This is a genomic window from Streptomyces sp. NRRL F-5727 (assembly GCF_000719555.1).
GTDB lineage: Bacteria > Actinomycetota > Actinomycetes > Streptomycetales > Streptomycetaceae > Streptomyces.
On record NZ_JOGX01000006.1, the window covers coordinates 139,694 to 154,038 of the forward strand.

The 14,345-nt window shown below is 73.3% G+C and carries 14 protein-coding genes; 9 read left to right on the plus strand and 5 right to left on the minus strand.

Annotation, left to right across the window (positions count from 1 at the left end; all coding sequences use genetic code 11):
• Positions 1-148 precede the first annotated feature (148 nt).
• Genes IF73_RS0107080 through IF73_RS0107095 form a run of 4 tightly spaced genes read left to right on the plus strand, consistent with a single transcriptional unit; the run spans position 149 to position 5,944 of the window.
• Positions 149-1,315: a CaiB/BaiF CoA transferase family protein gene (locus IF73_RS0107080; protein ID WP_031004615.1), complete on the plus strand. Its 1,167-nt coding sequence runs from the start codon at positions 149-151 to the stop codon at positions 1,313-1,315.
• Positions 1,312-2,463, plus strand: coding sequence for an acyl-CoA dehydrogenase family protein (locus IF73_RS0107085; protein WP_031004616.1), 1,152 nt, complete (start codon positions 1,312-1,314; stop codon positions 2,461-2,463). The genes IF73_RS0107080 and IF73_RS0107085 overlap by 4 nt, the downstream gene beginning before the upstream one ends.
• A gap of 52 nt (positions 2,464-2,515) precedes the next feature.
• On the plus strand, positions 2,516-3,730 hold the full coding sequence (locus IF73_RS0107090; protein WP_031004618.1) for an acetyl-CoA C-acetyltransferase: 1,215 nt from the start codon (positions 2,516-2,518) through the stop codon (positions 3,728-3,730).
• Between the two features lie 39 nt (positions 3,731-3,769).
• Positions 3,770-5,944: a 3-hydroxyacyl-CoA dehydrogenase NAD-binding domain-containing protein gene (locus IF73_RS0107095; protein ID WP_031004620.1), complete on the plus strand. Its 2,175-nt coding sequence runs from the start codon at positions 3,770-3,772 to the stop codon at positions 5,942-5,944.
• Here the strand turns inward: IF73_RS0107095 and IF73_RS0107100 are convergent.
• From IF73_RS0107100 to IF73_RS0107110, 3 genes are read right to left on the minus strand one after another with little or no spacing between them, the layout of a single operon-like run.
• On the minus strand, positions 5,931-6,668 hold the full coding sequence (locus IF73_RS0107100) for a MerR family transcriptional regulator (protein WP_031004622.1): 738 nt from the start codon (positions 6,666-6,668) through the stop codon (positions 5,931-5,933). The genes IF73_RS0107095 and IF73_RS0107100 overlap by 14 nt on opposite strands.
• Positions 6,669-6,720: 52 nt before the next feature.
• Positions 6,721-7,257 carry a Clp protease N-terminal domain-containing protein gene (locus IF73_RS0107105; RefSeq protein ID WP_031004624.1) on the minus strand — a complete coding sequence of 179 codons (537 nt, stop codon included), beginning with the start codon at positions 7,255-7,257 and terminating at the stop codon, positions 6,721-6,723.
• Complete coding sequence (locus tag IF73_RS0107110) at positions 7,257-7,466, minus strand: helix-turn-helix domain-containing protein (RefSeq protein WP_031004626.1); 210 nt, start codon at positions 7,464-7,466, stop codon at positions 7,257-7,259. Before IF73_RS0107110 ends, IF73_RS0107105 begins: the two co-directional genes overlap by 1 nt.
• 140 nt (positions 7,467-7,606) lie before the next feature.
• Here IF73_RS0107110 and IF73_RS0107115 point away from each other — a divergent pair, with 140 nt between their 5' ends.
• Positions 7,607-8,092 carry a hypothetical protein gene (locus IF73_RS0107115; RefSeq protein WP_031004628.1) on the plus strand — a complete coding sequence of 162 codons (486 nt, stop codon included), beginning with the start codon at positions 7,607-7,609 and terminating at the stop codon, positions 8,090-8,092.
• Between the two features lie 22 nt (positions 8,093-8,114).
• Here the strand turns inward: IF73_RS0107115 and sph are convergent, their stop codons facing one another.
• Complete coding sequence (sph, locus tag IF73_RS0107120; protein ID WP_031004630.1) at positions 8,115-9,098, minus strand: sphingomyelin phosphodiesterase; 984 nt, start codon at positions 9,096-9,098, stop codon at positions 8,115-8,117.
• A gap of 172 nt (positions 9,099-9,270) precedes the next feature.
• On the opposite strand from sph, the gene IF73_RS0107125 reads away from it, so the two are divergent.
• Both IF73_RS0107125 and IF73_RS0107130 read left to right on the plus strand, forming a co-directional pair.
• Entirely contained in the window at positions 9,271-9,762 is a 492-nt protein-coding gene (locus IF73_RS0107125) for a hypothetical protein (protein WP_063833407.1), read from the plus strand.
• Positions 9,763-9,905: 143 nt separating this feature from the next.
• Positions 9,906-10,826 (plus strand): oxygenase MpaB family protein, encoded by a 921-nt coding sequence (locus IF73_RS0107130; protein ID WP_031004634.1) that lies wholly within the window; start codon positions 9,906-9,908, stop codon positions 10,824-10,826.
• A 24-nt stretch (positions 10,827-10,850) separates the two neighbouring features.
• Here the strand turns inward: IF73_RS0107130 and IF73_RS0107135 are convergent, their stop codons facing one another.
• Positions 10,851-12,356 (minus strand): M1 family metallopeptidase, encoded by a 1,506-nt coding sequence (locus IF73_RS0107135; protein WP_031004636.1) that lies wholly within the window; start codon positions 12,354-12,356, stop codon positions 10,851-10,853.
• A 205-nt stretch (positions 12,357-12,561) separates the two neighbouring features.
• On the opposite strand from IF73_RS0107135, the gene IF73_RS0107140 reads away from it, so the two are divergent.
• On the plus strand, positions 12,562-13,872 hold the full coding sequence (locus tag IF73_RS0107140; protein WP_031004638.1) for a M14 family metallopeptidase: 1,311 nt from the start codon (positions 12,562-12,564) through the stop codon (positions 13,870-13,872).
• Between the two features lie 116 nt (positions 13,873-13,988).
• The gene (locus IF73_RS0107145) at positions 13,989-14,285 is read left to right on the plus strand and encodes a hypothetical protein (protein ID WP_031004640.1); all 297 of its coding nucleotides are present in this window, start codon (positions 13,989-13,991) and stop codon (positions 14,283-14,285) included.
• The last annotated feature ends 60 nt before the right edge of the window (positions 14,286-14,345 follow it).

The following is a 14,345-nucleotide window of genomic DNA, read 5'->3' on the forward strand; positions in this document are numbered from 1 at the left end:
AGGATAGCGGACCGGTCGTCCCGCCGGGCGGCCCGGCCGCCCGGTCGAATTTCCAAGCGCTTGCTCGGCCGGGGGGCTTGTGCCGAGTGGAACGCGTTCCTAGCATCTCCGGTGTTACATCATTGGTGTCACACACTCTGGGGGCTCGATGAGCACGAGGCACACCGAGCGGACCGGCCCGCTCGCCGGCGTCCGGGTCGTGGAACTCGCCGGCATCGGCCCCGGCCCCTTCGCCGCCATGCTCCTCGCCGACCTCGGAGCCGACGTCGTCCGCGTCGACCGGCCGGGCGGCCCCGGCCTCGGCGTCGACCCGGCCAAGGACCTCACCAACCGCAACAAGCGCTCCGTCCTCGTCGACCTCAAGGCCCCGGACGGCCCCGCGACCGTCCTCGACCTCGTCGAGCGCGCCGACGTGCTGATCGAGGGGTACCGGCCCGGCGTCGCCGAACGCCTCGGCGTCGGCCCCGCGGAGTGCCTGGCCCGCAACCCCCGGCTCGTCTACGGCCGGATGACCGGCTGGGGCCAGGACGGTCCGCTCGCGCCCACCGCCGGACACGACATCGGCTACATCGCCGTCACCGGCGCCCTCGGCCTCGTCGGCCCCGACCCGGACGGCCCGCCGAGCATCCCGGCCAATCTGCTCGGCGACTACGCGGGCGGCTCGCTCTACCTCGTCGTCGGCGTCCTCGCCGCCCTCCAGCACGCGCGCACGCACGGCGAGGGCCAGGTCGTCGACGCCGCCATCGTGGACGGCACCGCCCACCTCACCACCATGATCCACGCCATGCTGCTGGCCGGCGGCTGGCAGGACCGGCGCGGGGTGAACCTCCTCGACGGCGGCTGCCCCTTCTACGGGGTGTACGCGACCTCCGACGGCGGCCACATGGCGGTCGGCGCCCTGGAGGAACGCTTCTACGAGGAGTTCGCCCGGCTGCTCGACCTGCCGGAGGCCCGCTCCCTCCGGCGCGACCTCGCCCGCTGGCCCGAGCTGCGCGAGGCCGTCGCCGCCCGCTTCCGGAGCCGTACCCGCGCCGAGTGGACCGAGGTCTTCGAGGGCTCCGACGCCTGCGTCGCCCCCGTCCTCTCGCTCCGCGAGGCCCCCGCCCACCCGCACCTCGCGGCCCGGGCCACCTTCGCCGAGCACGGCGGACTCGTCCAGCCCGCCCCCGCGCCCCGATTCTCCGTCACCCCCGGCACCCTCCGTACCGGCCCCGCCCTGCCCGGCGCCGACACCGCCGAGGTCGCCCGCGACTGGGCCGTCCCCGCCCTGCGCCCCCAGGACGCCCCGCACCCCCAGGAGTCGAAGACCCCATGAAGCGCACGCTCTACACCGAGGACCACGAAGCCTTCCGGGCGGTCGTCCGCACCTTCCTGGAGAAGGAGGTGCTGCCCCACTACGCGCAGTGGGAGAAGGACGGCATCGTCTCCCGCGAGGCGTGGCGCGCCGCCGGCCGGCAGGGCCTCCTCGGCATCGCCGTCGACGAGGAGTACGGCGGCGGGGGCAACCCCGACTTCCGGTACGCCTCCGTGCTCGCCGAGGAGTTCACCAGGGCGGCCGCCCCCGGCCTCGCCGTCGGCCTGCACAACGACATCATCGGCCCGTACCTCACCAAGCTCGCCACCGACGAGCAGAAGCGGCGCTGGCTGCCCGGCTTCTGCTCCGGCGAGCTGATCACCGCCATCGCGATGACCGAGCCCGGCGCCGGCTCCGACCTCCAGGGCATCCGCACCACCGCCGAGGACCACGGCGACCACTGGGTGCTCAACGGTTCCAAGACCTTCATCTCCAACGGCATCCTCGCCGACCTGGTGATCGTGGTCGCGAAGACCACCCCGGAGGGCGGCGCGCACGGCCTCTCCCTCCTCGTCGTCGAGCGCGGCACGGAGGGCTTCGAGCGCGGCCGCAACCTCGACAAGATCGGCCAGAAGTCCCAGGACACCGCCGAGCTCTTCTTCCACGACGTCCGCGTCCCCAAGGAGAACCTCCTCGGCGAGCTGAACGGCGCCTTCGTCCACCTGATGACCAACCTCGCCCAGGAGCGCCTGGCCATCGCCGTCGCGGGCATCGCGGGCGCCGAGCACCTCCTGGAGCTGACGACGGCGTACGTCAAGGAGCGCGAGGCGTTCGGCCGGCCGCTCGCCCGGCTCCAGCACGTGCGGTTCGAGATCGCGGAGATGGCCACCGAGTGCGCCGTCACCCGGGCGTTCGTGGACCGCTGCATCGAGGAGCACGCCGACCCGGCGGGCCTCGGCCTCGACCCCGTCAACGCCTCCATGGCCAAGTGGTGGGCGACCGAGCTGCAGAAGCGGGTCGCCGACCGCTGTCTGCAACTGCACGGCGGATACGGCTACATGAGCGAATTCCCGGTCGCCCGCGCCTTCACCGACGGCCGCATCCAGACCATCTACGGCGGCACGACGGAGATCATGAAGGAGATCATCGGCCGCTCCCTCCTCGGCTGACCTCCCGGCTCCCGCCCCTCCCCGCAAGAACCCTCACCGCGAAAGGCTTCCCGTGAGCACCGAAGCGTACGTGTACGACGCGATCCGCACCCCGCGCGGACGCGGCAAGGCCAACGGCTCCCTGCACGGCACCAAGCCCATCGACCTCGTCACCGGCCTGATCCGCGAGATCCAGCGCCGCAACCCGAGCCTGGACCCGGCCGCCATCGACGACATCGTCCTCGGTGTCGTCGGCCCGGTGGGCGACCAGGGCTCCGACATCGCCCGCATCGCCGGCATCGCCGCCGGACTCCCCGACACCGTCGCCGGCGTCCAGGAGAACCGCTTCTGCGCCTCCGGCCTCGAAGCCGTGAACATGGCCGCGATGAAGGTCCGCTCCGGCTGGGAGGACCTGGTCCTCGCCGGCGGCGTGGAGTCGATGTCCCGGGTGCCGATGGCCTCCGACGGCGGCGCCTGGTTCGCCGACCCGATGACCAACCTGGAGACCAACTTCGTCCCGCAGGGCATCGGCGCCGACCTCATCGCCACCATCGAGGGCTTCACCCGGCGCGACGTCGACGAGTACGCCGCCCTCTCCCAGGAGCGCGCCGCGACCGCCTGGAAGGAGGGCCGCTTCGCCCGCTCCGTCGTGCCCGTCGTCGACCGGGCCGGGCTCACCGTCCTCGACCACGACGAGTTCATGCGACCCGGCACCACCGCCGACTCCCTCGCCCGGCTGAAGCCGTCCTTCAAGGACATCGGCGAGCTCGGCGGCTTCGACGCGGTCGCGCTGCAGAAGTACCACTGGGTCGAGGAGATCGACCACGTCCACCACGCCGGCAACTCCTCCGGCATCGTCGACGGCGCTTCCCTCCTCGCCGTCGGCTCGAAGGAGGTCGGCGAGCGGTACGGGCTGAGGCCGCGCGCCCGGATCGTCGCGGCGGCCGTCTCCGGCTCCGAGCCCACCATCATGCTCACCGGCCCCGCCCCGGCCGCCCGCAAGGCGCTCGCCAAGGCCGGCCTCACCATCGACGACATCGACCTCATCGAGATCAACGAGGCGTTCGCCGCGGTCGTCCTGCGCTTCGTCAAGGACATGGGCGTCTCCCTGGACAAGGTCAACGTCAACGGCGGCGCGATCGCGCTCGGCCACCCGCTCGGCGCCACCGGCGGCATCATCCTCGGCACCCTCGTCGACGAGCTGGAGCGCCAGGACAAGCGCTACGGCCTCGCCACCCTCTGCGTCGGCGGCGGCATGGGCATCGCCACCATCGTCGAGCGCGTCTGACCTCCCCGTCCGCACCCCTCTACCGGAGAAGCATCAGTCATGAGCGAGAGCACCACCATCCGCTGGGAGCAGGACGACACGGGGATCGTCACCCTCGTCCTCGACGACCCGAACCAGTCCGCCAACACCATGAACCAGGCGTTCCGCACGTCGATCGCGGCCGTGGCCGACCGCCTGGAGGCCGAGAAGGACTCCATCCGGGGCGTCATCTACACCTCCGCGAAGAAGACCTTCTTCGCCGGCGGCGACCTCAAGGACATGATCCAGGCGGGCCCCGAGCACGCCCGGTCCATCTTCGACGCCGCCATGGACATGAAGCGCGCCCTGCGCCGCATCGAGACCCTCGGCAAGCCGGTCGTCGCCGCCCTCAACGGCGCCGCCCTGGGCGGCGGTTACGAGATCGCGCTCGCCTCCCACCACCGGATCGCGCTCGACGCGCCCGGCTCCAAGATCGGCCTGCCCGAGGTCACCCTCGGCCTGCTGCCCGGCGGTGGCGGCGTCACCCGCACCGTCCGCCTCATGGGCATCACCGACGCCCTGCTCAAGGTGCTCCTCCAGGGCACCCAGTACGCCCCGAAGCGCGCCCTGGACAGCGGCCTCGTGCACGAACTGGCCGCCACCCCCGAGGAGATGATGGCCAAGGCCATCGCCTTCATCGACACCCACCCGGAGTCCGCCCAGCCCTGGGACGTCCCCGGCTACCGGATCCCCGGCGGTACCCCGTCGAACCCGAAGTTCGCCGCCAACCTGCCGGCCTTCCCCGCCAACCTGCGCAAGACCCTGAACGGCGCCCCCTACCCGGCCCCGCGCAACATCATGGCCGCCGCCGTCGAGGGCTCCCAGGTCGACTTCGAGACCGCGCAGGTCATCGAGTCCCGCTACTTCACCGAGCTGGTCACCGGCCAGACCGCCAAGAACATGATCCAGGCGTTCTTCTTCGACCTCCAGGCCGTCAACTCCGGCGCCAGCCGCCCCCAGGGCGTCGAGAAGCGCCAGGTCCGCAGGGTCGCCGTGCTCGGCGCCGGCATGATGGGCGCCGGCATCGCCTACTCCTGCGCCCGCGCCGGCATCGAGGTCGTCCTCAAGGACGTCACCGACGAGGCCGCCGCCAAGGGCAAGGCGTACTCGGAGAAGCTCTGCGCCAAGGCCGTCTCCCGGGGCCGCACCACCCAGGAGAAGGCCGACGCCCTCCTCGCCCGCATCACCCCCACCGCCGACCCGCAGGCCCTGGCCGGCTGCGACGCGGTCATCGAGGCCGTCTTCGAGGACACCGCGCTCAAGCACAAGGTGTTCCAGGAGATCCAGCACGTCGTCGACCCCGACGCGCTGCTCTGCTCCAACACCTCCACCCTGCCGATCACCGTCCTCGCCGAGGGTGTCGAGCGCCAGGCCGACTTCATCGGCCTGCACTTCTTCTCGCCGGTCGACAAGATGCCGCTGGTCGAGATCATCAAGGGCGAGCGGACCGGCGACGAGGCCCTGGCCCGCGCCTTCGACCTGGTCCGCCAGATCAACAAGACGCCGATCGTCGTCAACGACTCGCGCGGCTTCTTCACCTCCCGCGTCATCGGCCACTTCATCAACGAGGGCGTGGCGATGGTCGGCGAGGGCATCGAGCCCGCCTCCGTCGAGCAGGCCGCCGCCCAGGCCGGCTACCCGGCGAAGGTCCTCTCCCTCATGGACGAGCTGACCCTCACCCTCCCGCGCAAGATCCGCAACGAGACGAAGAAGGCGGTCGAGGAGGCCGGCGGCACCTGGGTCAGCCACCCCGGCGAGGTCGTCATCGACCGCATGGTCGACGAGTTCGGCCGCCCCGGCCGCAGCGGCGGCGCCGGCTTCTACGACTACGACGAGTCCGGCAGGCGCGGCAGGCTCTGGCCGGGCCTGCGCGAGCACTTCACCAAGCCCGGGTACGAGATCCCCTTCCGCGACATGCAGGAGCGGATGCTCTTCTCCGAGGCCCTGGACACCGTCCGCCTCCTGGAGGAGGGCGTCCTGACCTCGGTCGCCGACGCCAACATCGGCTCCATCATGGGCATCGGCTTCCCGGCCTGGACCGGCGGCATCCTCCAGTACATCAACGGCTACGAGGGCGGCGTCGCCGGCTTCGTCGCCCGCGCCCGCGAGCTGGCGGAGACGTACGGCGAGCGCTTCGACCCGCCCGCCCTCCTGGTGCAGAAGGCCGAGCGGGGCGAGACCTTCACGGACGCCTGAAGGCGGCCCTCAGCTCCGCGCTGAGAGAGCGCTGGAAGGCGGTGAGGAGGGCCTGGACCACGATGGGCTGCATGTGCGCGGAGAGCGACTTCATGGCGGCCAGGTGGTCCGGGTCCTCCCCGCTCTCCCGGTACGGGTTCCACACCTGCTCCTGGAAGAGCCGGGCCAGCTCCTGGGCGGCGGACCGGGCGTGGTCGAGCAGCACGGTCCGCGAGGCCAGGATGGCGTCGTGCTCGATGGGCACGTCCAGCATCTCGACCCCGAGCCGCAGCAGCGAACCGTCGAGCCGGAAGACGTCCGGGTCCTCGCCGGCCTCCACCACGCCCATGGCGGCGAGCCGGGCGACGTCCCGGTCGGCCAGCTCCCGCCCGGCCCGCCGCTCCAGCTCCCGCCGGGTGATCGTCTCGGCGGACTCGGGCGCCCAGGACGCCACGAGCGCCCGGTGCACCGCGAGGTCCTGCGCGTTCAGGTCGGCCGGCAGCTGCTCCAGGTACCGCTCGATCGCGGCGAGCGTCATGCCCTGCCGCTGGAGCTCCTCGATGAGCGCGAGCCGGGCCAGGTGCCCGGGGCCGTACCGTCCGACCCGGCGGGGCCCGATCACCGGCGGCGGCAGCAGCCCCCGCGTCCCGTAGAACCGCACGGTCCGCACCGTCACCCCGGCCCGCGCGGCCAGCTCGTCGACGGTGTAGCCGGGCAGCAGTCCCTCGTCGCTCGCGTCCTCCATGGTGGAACAGTATTGCTGTCTCACCAGAACTGTAAAAGCCCCCCGGGGCGGCTCAGAGCGCGGTGTCGACGGCCGCGTACGTCACGCCGTGGTCGGCCAGCGCCTCGGCGACGACACCGCCGGTGGCGGTGAGGGCGAGGAGCAGGTGCTCGTCGCCGATCTCGCGGTCCTTGCGGGCCAGCGCGACCCGGAGCGACCTCTCCAGGACGCCCTTCGCCTCCCGGGAGAAGGTCCGCCGCCCGGACCACCGGCCCTCGTCCTTCCGGTCGCCCGCCAGGGCTCCGGCGCCGTGCGCCTCCTCGACGCGGGCGACGATCGCGCCGACGTCGATGCCGAGGCCGGCCAGCGCCTCCGTGTCCGCCCGGGACAGCCCGGCCCGGCGCCGGGCGTCGGAGAGCGCGGCGAGCAGCGACGGCCGCCGCTCCGCCGGGCAGAGCCGGCCGAGCGCCGCCGCCGCGCGGGTGTCCTCCCGGTCGAGCAGCGCGAGCAGCAGGTGCTCCGGTGTGACGACCGCCGCGCCCCCGCGCTCCGCGTGGTCGACGGCGCCCTTCACCACGGCGCGCGCGGGCTTCGTGAACCGTTCGAACATCACTGCCTCCCGTACTTCTTGTGAACGGCCTGCCGGCTGACGCCCAGCTCGGTGGCGATCTCCTGCCAGGACCATCCCTGGGCGCGCGCACCGCGCACCTGGACGGCCTCCAGCTGTTCCAGCAGTCGCCGCAGAGCGGAGACGGCCCGCAGCCCCACCCGGGGGTCCCGGTCACCGGCCCGCGCGGCGAGATCGGTCGCATCGGTCATGCTGTCAATGTAGGTTGACACACGGATCATGTCAACCATGGTTGACATCGGGCGCGGGGGGCACCGCTCGCCATGTGCGACGTCGCCGGCGGCTAGAGTCGGCGGCCGGTCCGCGTCGGCGGGCGGAACAGGGGAGTGGGATGTACGCGCAACTCAGGGAGACCGCTTCGGAATTGGCCGGAGTTCTGTGGCGGGAGCACACGGTGTACCGGGAGCGGGGCGGCGGCGTCGTGATCCGCGGCGAGCACGTGCGGCGCTGGATCAGCCTCGCCCCGACGGGCGGCAAGGACCAGGCGCTGCTGCGGGCCGGGCGGCTGCTCGACGGGGGGACCACGGCGCCGGCCCGTACCGAGGTCGTGGTCGACCTGACGGCGCCGGTCTCCGAGCTGGCCACGGTCTGCCGGCGGATGCTCGCCGAGGTCGCCGCGGCGGCCGAGCCGGCCGGACCCGCCGCCGGGCCCTCGCGCGCCGGCCGCCCCCGGAGGGAACCGAAGACGCCTGAGGCGCCTAAGGCGCCGAAGGCCAGGAGCCGGCACACGGGTGCCGGCTCCTGGGTGGTGCTGGTGCTGGTCGGCATAGCCGTCGCCGCCTGGGCGTACACCGTCTTCGGCAGCCCCGGCTACTGACCCGCGGACCCGGGCGGCCGGCTCAGAAGCCGGTCACCGGGTAGTGGTCGGACAGGTTGGTGTACGTGTACGAGGTGCCCCAGCTGGAGACCGTCCACGGCGCGCTCGACTCCAGGACCACGTGGTTCGTCCAGTTCGCCGGGCGGGCGTTGCCGGCCCGGTAGAGGACGTAGTCGAGGTCCTCGCGCGGGTCGTCCGGGTAGCGGTCCGCCGCGATCGAGTTCAGCTCGGTGTCGAAGGAGTACGGGTGACCGGTGCGGGCGTCCGCGCCGGCCAGGCCCGCGTCGGCGAGCATCGTGGCGTACTCGGGGGTGCGGGAGTCCACGTTCAGGTCGCCCGCGACGATCACCTGCTCGCCCGCCGGGATGTTCTTGGCGTCCAGGAAGGCGTCCATCGCCTTGAACTGCCGGCTGCGCATCTGGGCCGCCTCGCCCGCCGAGCAGCCCGGGTCGGTGGACTGGGCGTGGGTGCCGACGACGTGGACGCGGCTGCCGTTCACGTCGAGCACCGTGTAGACGAAGCCCTTGTTCGAGTACCAGTCGGCGCCGCAGGCGTCCTTGTAGACGTACTGCTCCTTGCGGACGATCGGCCACTTGCTGAGGACCGTCACCCCGCCGTCCTCGGGGGTGGTCGCCGAGTAGGCCCCGCCGGTGGCGTCCCAGCCGGTCTTCGAGCGGCCCATGACGGGCGTCTGGTACGGGTAGGCCGCGGCGGCGTTCGCCTTGAGCGCGTCGGAGGAGGAGTTGTCGAACGCCTCCTGGATCACCACGACGTCCTGGCCCTGGAAGAACGGCGCCGCGGGGATCGCCCGGGCGCGGTGGTCCTGCCCCCAGTTCGGGTACAGGGTCTTGCTGAAGAGGAAGGCGTTGTAGGTGAGCACCTTCATCCGCGGCGCCTCGGCCGCGGGGGCGGCGGAGGCGGCGGGGGCGGTCGCCGCCAGGGTGGCGGCGGCGAGCGCCAGGGACAGGGCGGCACCGGGGATACGGCGGAACGCGCTGAGCGACACGTGAACTCCCGTCGAGTGGTGGGGGGTTGGACTCGGCGCGGGACATACAACCAGTCGTAGTTACCTTCCGGTAGCCTCCAGGTGCCGGGAATCTGGACCGCGTCGTACGAGCGCGCCAACGATCACGGGGGTGTACGATCCGCCGGTTCCGGGACCAGGTAGGATGCGCGCCATGACGACCCTCGCCTCCAACGCCAAGATCTTCGACATGGACCTCGGCCCGCTCAACCCCGTCCTGGCCGAGCTCATCCTCGGCTTCGCGGTGTTCTTCCTGACCTTCTTCTTCCTGGCGAAGGTGATCCTGCCGAAGATCAAGCGCACGATCGAGCAGCGTGAGGACGCCATCGACGGCGGCACCGAGCGCGCCGACGACCTGCGCTCCGAGGCGGCCGACATCCGCGCCCAGTACGAGGCCGAGCTCGCCGAGGCCCGCCACGACGCCGCCCGGATCCGCTCGAAGGCCGTCGAGGAGGGCTCCGCCGCCATCGCCGCCGCCCGCGCCGAGGGCCAGGCCGAGCGCGACGCGATCCTCGCCGCCGGTGGCGCGAAGATCGCCGCCGAGCGCGACGCCGCCGAGCGCGAGCTCAACGCCGACGTCGACGCCTGGGCCCGCGCCCTCGCCGGCCGGATCGTCGGCGAGCCGGTCGGCGCCGACCGCGCCTGACCGCGACCGACCCGCACACCGCGACGCCGGGGCCGTACCCGGGGCGAGAGCCCAGGGGTACGGCCCCGGCGTCGTCGTACGGTCCCCCGGGGTGCACCCTGGAGGGGCGGCCACCGAGGCGAGAGGCAGAGGGGGACCCCCGTATGAGCACCAGCGGCGAGGCGACGACCGGGGCGGAGCCCGGGACGCCCGGCGCGCCCGGAACCGTCCGGAAGCCCGCCGACCCCGCGCCGCCGCCCGTCGGCGGCGTGCTGTGGAGCGTGGCCGGGGACGTCCGCGCCCTGCTGATGCTGCCCGCCGCCCTCACCATGCAGGTCGCCCACCCCGCGATCGGCGCCGGCGTCGACGAGCACTCCGTCTTCCGCACCGACCCCTGGGGGCGCGGCGAGCGCTCGCTGCGCTCCGTCCAGCTCTGGGTGTACGGAGGCGACGAGGCCGCCGCCGAAGGGCGCCGGCTGCGCGCCCTGCACCGGTCCATCCAGGGCACCGACGCGCACGGGCGCCGCTACCACGCCCTCACCCCCGCCTACTACGCCTGGGTGCACGCCACCGGCTACCCCGTCTACCGGCATGGCCTCGCCCTGCTCCACCGGCCGCTCACCGAGGCCCAGGACCGCAGGCTGTACGCCGAATGGCTCCAGGTCGGCCGGATCCTCGGCATCCACGACCGGGACATGCCGCAGACCGTCGAGGAGTTCTGGCCGTACTACCGCAGGGTCCTCGCCGAGGAGCTGGAGGCCACCGCCGTCGTCCGCGAGCTGATCGACCCGGACGCCCCCGTGCCCGCCCCGGACCGGGGCCCGCTCCTTCTCCGGCTCGCCCTCCGCCCCCTCTGGCCGCTGCTCCGCCGTCCCTTCCAGCGGATCCGCGCCTTCCTCACCGTGGGCCTGATGCCGCCGGACGCCCGCGCGGCGATCGGCCTGGAGTGGACGCCGGAGCAGGAGCGCCGGCTGCGCCGCCTCGCCCTGGTCGTCCGGGCCGTCGTCCCGGTCCTGCCCGAGCGGCTGCGCTATCTGCCGCTCGCCCGGCGCGCCCGGGAGGCCGCCCGCCGCGCCGGGCGCTGACGGACGGCCTCCCGGGGCGGTGCCTCAGTGGTCCCCGTGCTCGTGGACCGTGTTCGTCGCCGCGATCTTCTTCCAGGACTTCGGCTGCGCCGGCTCCACCGCGGCCGCCCGCGCCGGGGAGGCGCTCACGGGCGAGGGCCCGGCCGCCGGCTTCGCGGGCTGGTAGAGCCAGGTGTCGAAGAGCGCCGCCAGCGGCTTGCCGGAGACCTCCTCCGCGTACCGGACGAAGTCCGCGACCCGCGCGTTGCCGTGGGCGAACCGCTGCGGCCAGCCCTTCAGGACCGCGAAGAAGTCCTCGTCGCCGATCTCGTTCCGCAGCGCCTGGAGCGCCAGCGCGCCCCGGTCGTACACCGCGATGTGGAACTGGTTGTCCGGCCCCGGGTCGCCCGGCTTCACCGTCCAGAACGGGTCCTCGGCGGTGCGCGTGGCGTACACGTAGTCGGCCAGCTCCTGGGCCGTGCCCTCGCCCTCCTTCTCCGACCACAGCCACTGGCTGTAGCGGGCGAAGCCCTCGTTGACCCAGATGTCCTTCCAGTCGTGCACCGAGACGCTGTCGCCGTACCACTGGTGGGCCAGCTCGTGCACGACCACCGACACGTTCGCGCCGTTCGCGAACTGGCGCGGGCTGTAGAACGGCCGGGTCTGCGTCTCCAGCGCGTAGCCGCTGGTCACGTTCGGCACGTAGCCGCCGAGCGCGTTGAACGGGTACGGGCCGAAGACCCCCTCCAGCCACTCGGCGACCTCGGTGGTCCGCTCGATCGAGGCGCGCGCCGCGCCCGCGTTGTCGCCGAGGTCCTTGCTGTAGGCGTTGAGGACGGGCAGCCCGTTCGCGGTCCTGTCCGTGGTGATGTCGAACTTCCCGACCGCGAGCGTGGCCAGGTACGTCGCCTGCGGCTTGTTCGAGCGCCAGTTGAAGCGCGTCCAGCCGAGCCGGGAGGACTGCGACTGGAGCACGCCGTTGCTGACGGCCTGGGTGCCGTCCGGCACCGAGACCGAGACGTCGAAGGTGGCCTTGTCGCGCGGGTGGTCGTTGGACGGGAACCACCAGGCGGCCGAGTCGGGCTCCTGCGCGGCGACACCGCCGTCCGGGGTGCGGTGCCACGCCGACCAGCCGTCGACCTTGAACTCCGACGGCTTGCCCGCGTACCGGACCACCACCGTGATCTGCTTCCCCTTCGGCAGCGGCGCGGCCGGGACGACCTCCAGCTCGTGCGCCCCGGTCGCGGTGACCTTCGCGAGCCGCCCGTCGACCCGCACCTCGCTCGCCCGCAGCCCCAGGTCCAGGTTGAACCGGGAGAGGTTCTGCGTCGTCGTCGCCAGGATCGTCGCCGTGCCCTCCAGGAGGTCGGTCGCCGGCTGGTACTTCAGGCGCAGGTCGTAGTGGGAGACGTCGTAGCCGCCGTTGCCGCTCGTCGGGTAGTAGGAGTCGCCGATGCCCGGCGCGCCGGGGACGTAGTCGGCCGCCGATGCCGGGATCGCCAGCAGCAGGGAGGCGGCGAGGGCGCTCGGAACGATCAGTCTGCGGTGCACGGATGCTCCCCAAGTCATAAGAAACGTAAGACGCGTGGGTGGGCGTCGGTCCTTAGCTCCGGACTCTATGAACCACGCCGCGGACGGTCACGTAAAGAGCGCCTCCCGCCACACGATCGCCATTCGGCCGACATGAACCACCGGTTCACCCGTTTCCCGCACGCGGTCTTCCGCCCCGGCGGGCCCGGCGAGTACGTTCCGCCCCATGCCGAAGCGACCGCGTGCCGTCCGCCGCGTCCTGGCCCTCGCCGCCGGGACCGCCGTGCTCGGACTGCCCCTCGTCACCGTCCCCGCGAAGGCGGCCGGCCCCGCCGGACCGCCCGCCCCGCCCCGGACCGGATTCGAGACGAGCGGCGGCGCCCGCTGGACCACCGACGCGGAGGAGCGCGACTTCCTCGCCGCCGTCGACCGGGGCAGCGACCGGGTCGCGGTCACCGCCATCGGCGCCAGCGGGCAGGGCCGGCCGCTGCGGCTCGCCGTCCTCGGCGCCGCCCACGGCGCCGCCACCGTCCTGCTCGTCTGCGGCCAGCACGGCGACGAACCGGCCGGCCGGGAGGCGTGCCTCACCACCGTCCGCGACCTCGCCCACACCCGCGACCCCGGCACCCTGCGGCTCCTCGCCCGCACCACCGTCCTGGTCGTGCCCAACGCCAACCCCGACGGGCGCGAGGCCGGCACTCGCGGCAACGCCGCCGGCGTCGACGTCAACCGCGACCACCTCGCCCTCCGCACCCCCGAGGCCCGCGCACTCGCCGCCGTCCTCCGCGACCGCCGGCCCGACCTCGTCCACGACCTGCACGAGTACGCCGCCACCCCCGGCTTCTACGACAAGGACCTCCTCACCCTCTGGCCGCGCAGCCTCGACACCGACACCCGTGTCCACGCCGAGTCCCGCACCCTCGCGGAGGAGTACGTCCGCCCCGGCGCCGCCCGCGCCGGACACACCCACGGCGTCTACGGCATCTGGACCGACCCGCTCACCGGACGCCCGGTGCGGCAGGTCGCCGGCGACGGCCAGGAGCGCATCCTGCGCAACACGGCCGGGATCAAGCACATGGCCGCGCTGCTCGCCGAGACCCGGGAGGACCCGCTCGGCGAGGCCGAGGAGCGCGACCCGGCACTCTCCCAGCGGCGCAGGGTCGCCACCCACCTCACCGCGCTGAAGGACGTCCTCGCGTACGTCTCCGAGCGCGGCGGACCGCTCGCCGCGGCCTCCGCCGCCGCCCGTCTCACCGGCCTCGCCGACCGCGGACCCGTCTACCTCGGCGGCGCCGACAACGACCCGCCCGAGCCCGCCGAGATCCTCGCCGACCCGCCCTGCGGCTACCGCCTCGACGCCGCCCAGTACGCCGAGACGGGTGACGAACTCGCCCTGCACGGCGTCACGGTGCGCCGCGAGGCGGGCGGCGGCGCGTTCGTCCCGCTGCGCCAGTCGCAGCGGCTGCTCGTCCCCCTGCTGCTCGACGGCCGCGCCGCCTTCCACCTCGTCAGTGGCCGTTCTGTGGAGGAGTGTTGACGATCGGGTGGGTACGGCGGGTCGTGTCCGTTCGGTGCCGTCGGACCGCGTAAAGTTACCCGTCGGTACTGACCATGCCTCAAACGGGCCGATGCGGCTCCGACTTGGAGAAACACATGAACAAAGCGACGCGTGCGCGCCGCGCCCTGCTCGCCACCGTGCTGCTGGCCGGGGGCCTGCTGCTCGGACAGACCGTCACCGCCCCGGCGGCCGAGGCGGCGAAGAGCGGCACCTGCAACGTCAACCAGCTCCACAAGCAGGCCCGCGACGAGCGCGACCGGGCCGCCCAGCTCAAGCGCCTCGGCGCCCGCGAGGAGGCCCGCCGGGCCACCGCCCGCGCCGACGCCCTGGACCGCCGGGCCAGGCAGTGCGCCCGCGCCGACGAGGTCGTGGCCCCGCCGTTCGGCAGGTGACCCCGGCGGGCCACCCGCCCGGCCCGACGGCCCCCGTCCCTCCGGACGGGGGCCGTCGGC

What these genes read in the sequence shown, in the direction of transcription:
- IF73_RS0107080 (WP_031004615.1), top strand. Translation starts at nt 149, where the DNA reads ATGAGCACGAGGCACACCGAGCGGACCGGCCCGCTCGCCGGCGTCCGG.
- IF73_RS0107085 (WP_031004616.1), top strand. Translation starts at nt 1,312, where the DNA reads ATGAAGCGCACGCTCTACACCGAGGACCACGAAGCCTTCCGGGCGGTC.
- IF73_RS0107095 (WP_031004620.1), top strand. Translation starts at nt 3,770, where the DNA reads ATGAGCGAGAGCACCACCATCCGCTGGGAGCAGGACGACACGGGGATC.
- IF73_RS0107100 (WP_031004622.1), bottom strand. Translation starts at nt 6,668, where the DNA reads ATGGAGGACGCGAGCGACGAGGGACTGCTGCCCGGCTACACCGTCGAC.
- IF73_RS0107105 (WP_031004624.1), bottom strand. Translation starts at nt 7,257, where the DNA reads ATGTTCGAACGGTTCACGAAGCCCGCGCGCGCCGTGGTGAAGGGCGCC.
- IF73_RS0107110 (WP_031004626.1), bottom strand. Translation starts at nt 7,466, where the DNA reads ATGACCGATGCGACCGATCTCGCCGCGCGGGCCGGTGACCGGGACCCC.
- IF73_RS0107115 (WP_031004628.1), top strand. Translation starts at nt 7,607, where the DNA reads ATGTACGCGCAACTCAGGGAGACCGCTTCGGAATTGGCCGGAGTTCTG.
- IF73_RS0107125 (WP_063833407.1), top strand. Translation starts at nt 9,271, where the DNA reads ATGACGACCCTCGCCTCCAACGCCAAGATCTTCGACATGGACCTCGGC.
- IF73_RS0107130 (WP_031004634.1), top strand. Translation starts at nt 9,906, where the DNA reads ATGAGCACCAGCGGCGAGGCGACGACCGGGGCGGAGCCCGGGACGCCC.
- IF73_RS0107140 (WP_031004638.1), top strand. Translation starts at nt 12,562, where the DNA reads ATGCCGAAGCGACCGCGTGCCGTCCGCCGCGTCCTGGCCCTCGCCGCC.
- IF73_RS0107145 (WP_031004640.1), top strand. Translation starts at nt 13,989, where the DNA reads ATGAACAAAGCGACGCGTGCGCGCCGCGCCCTGCTCGCCACCGTGCTG.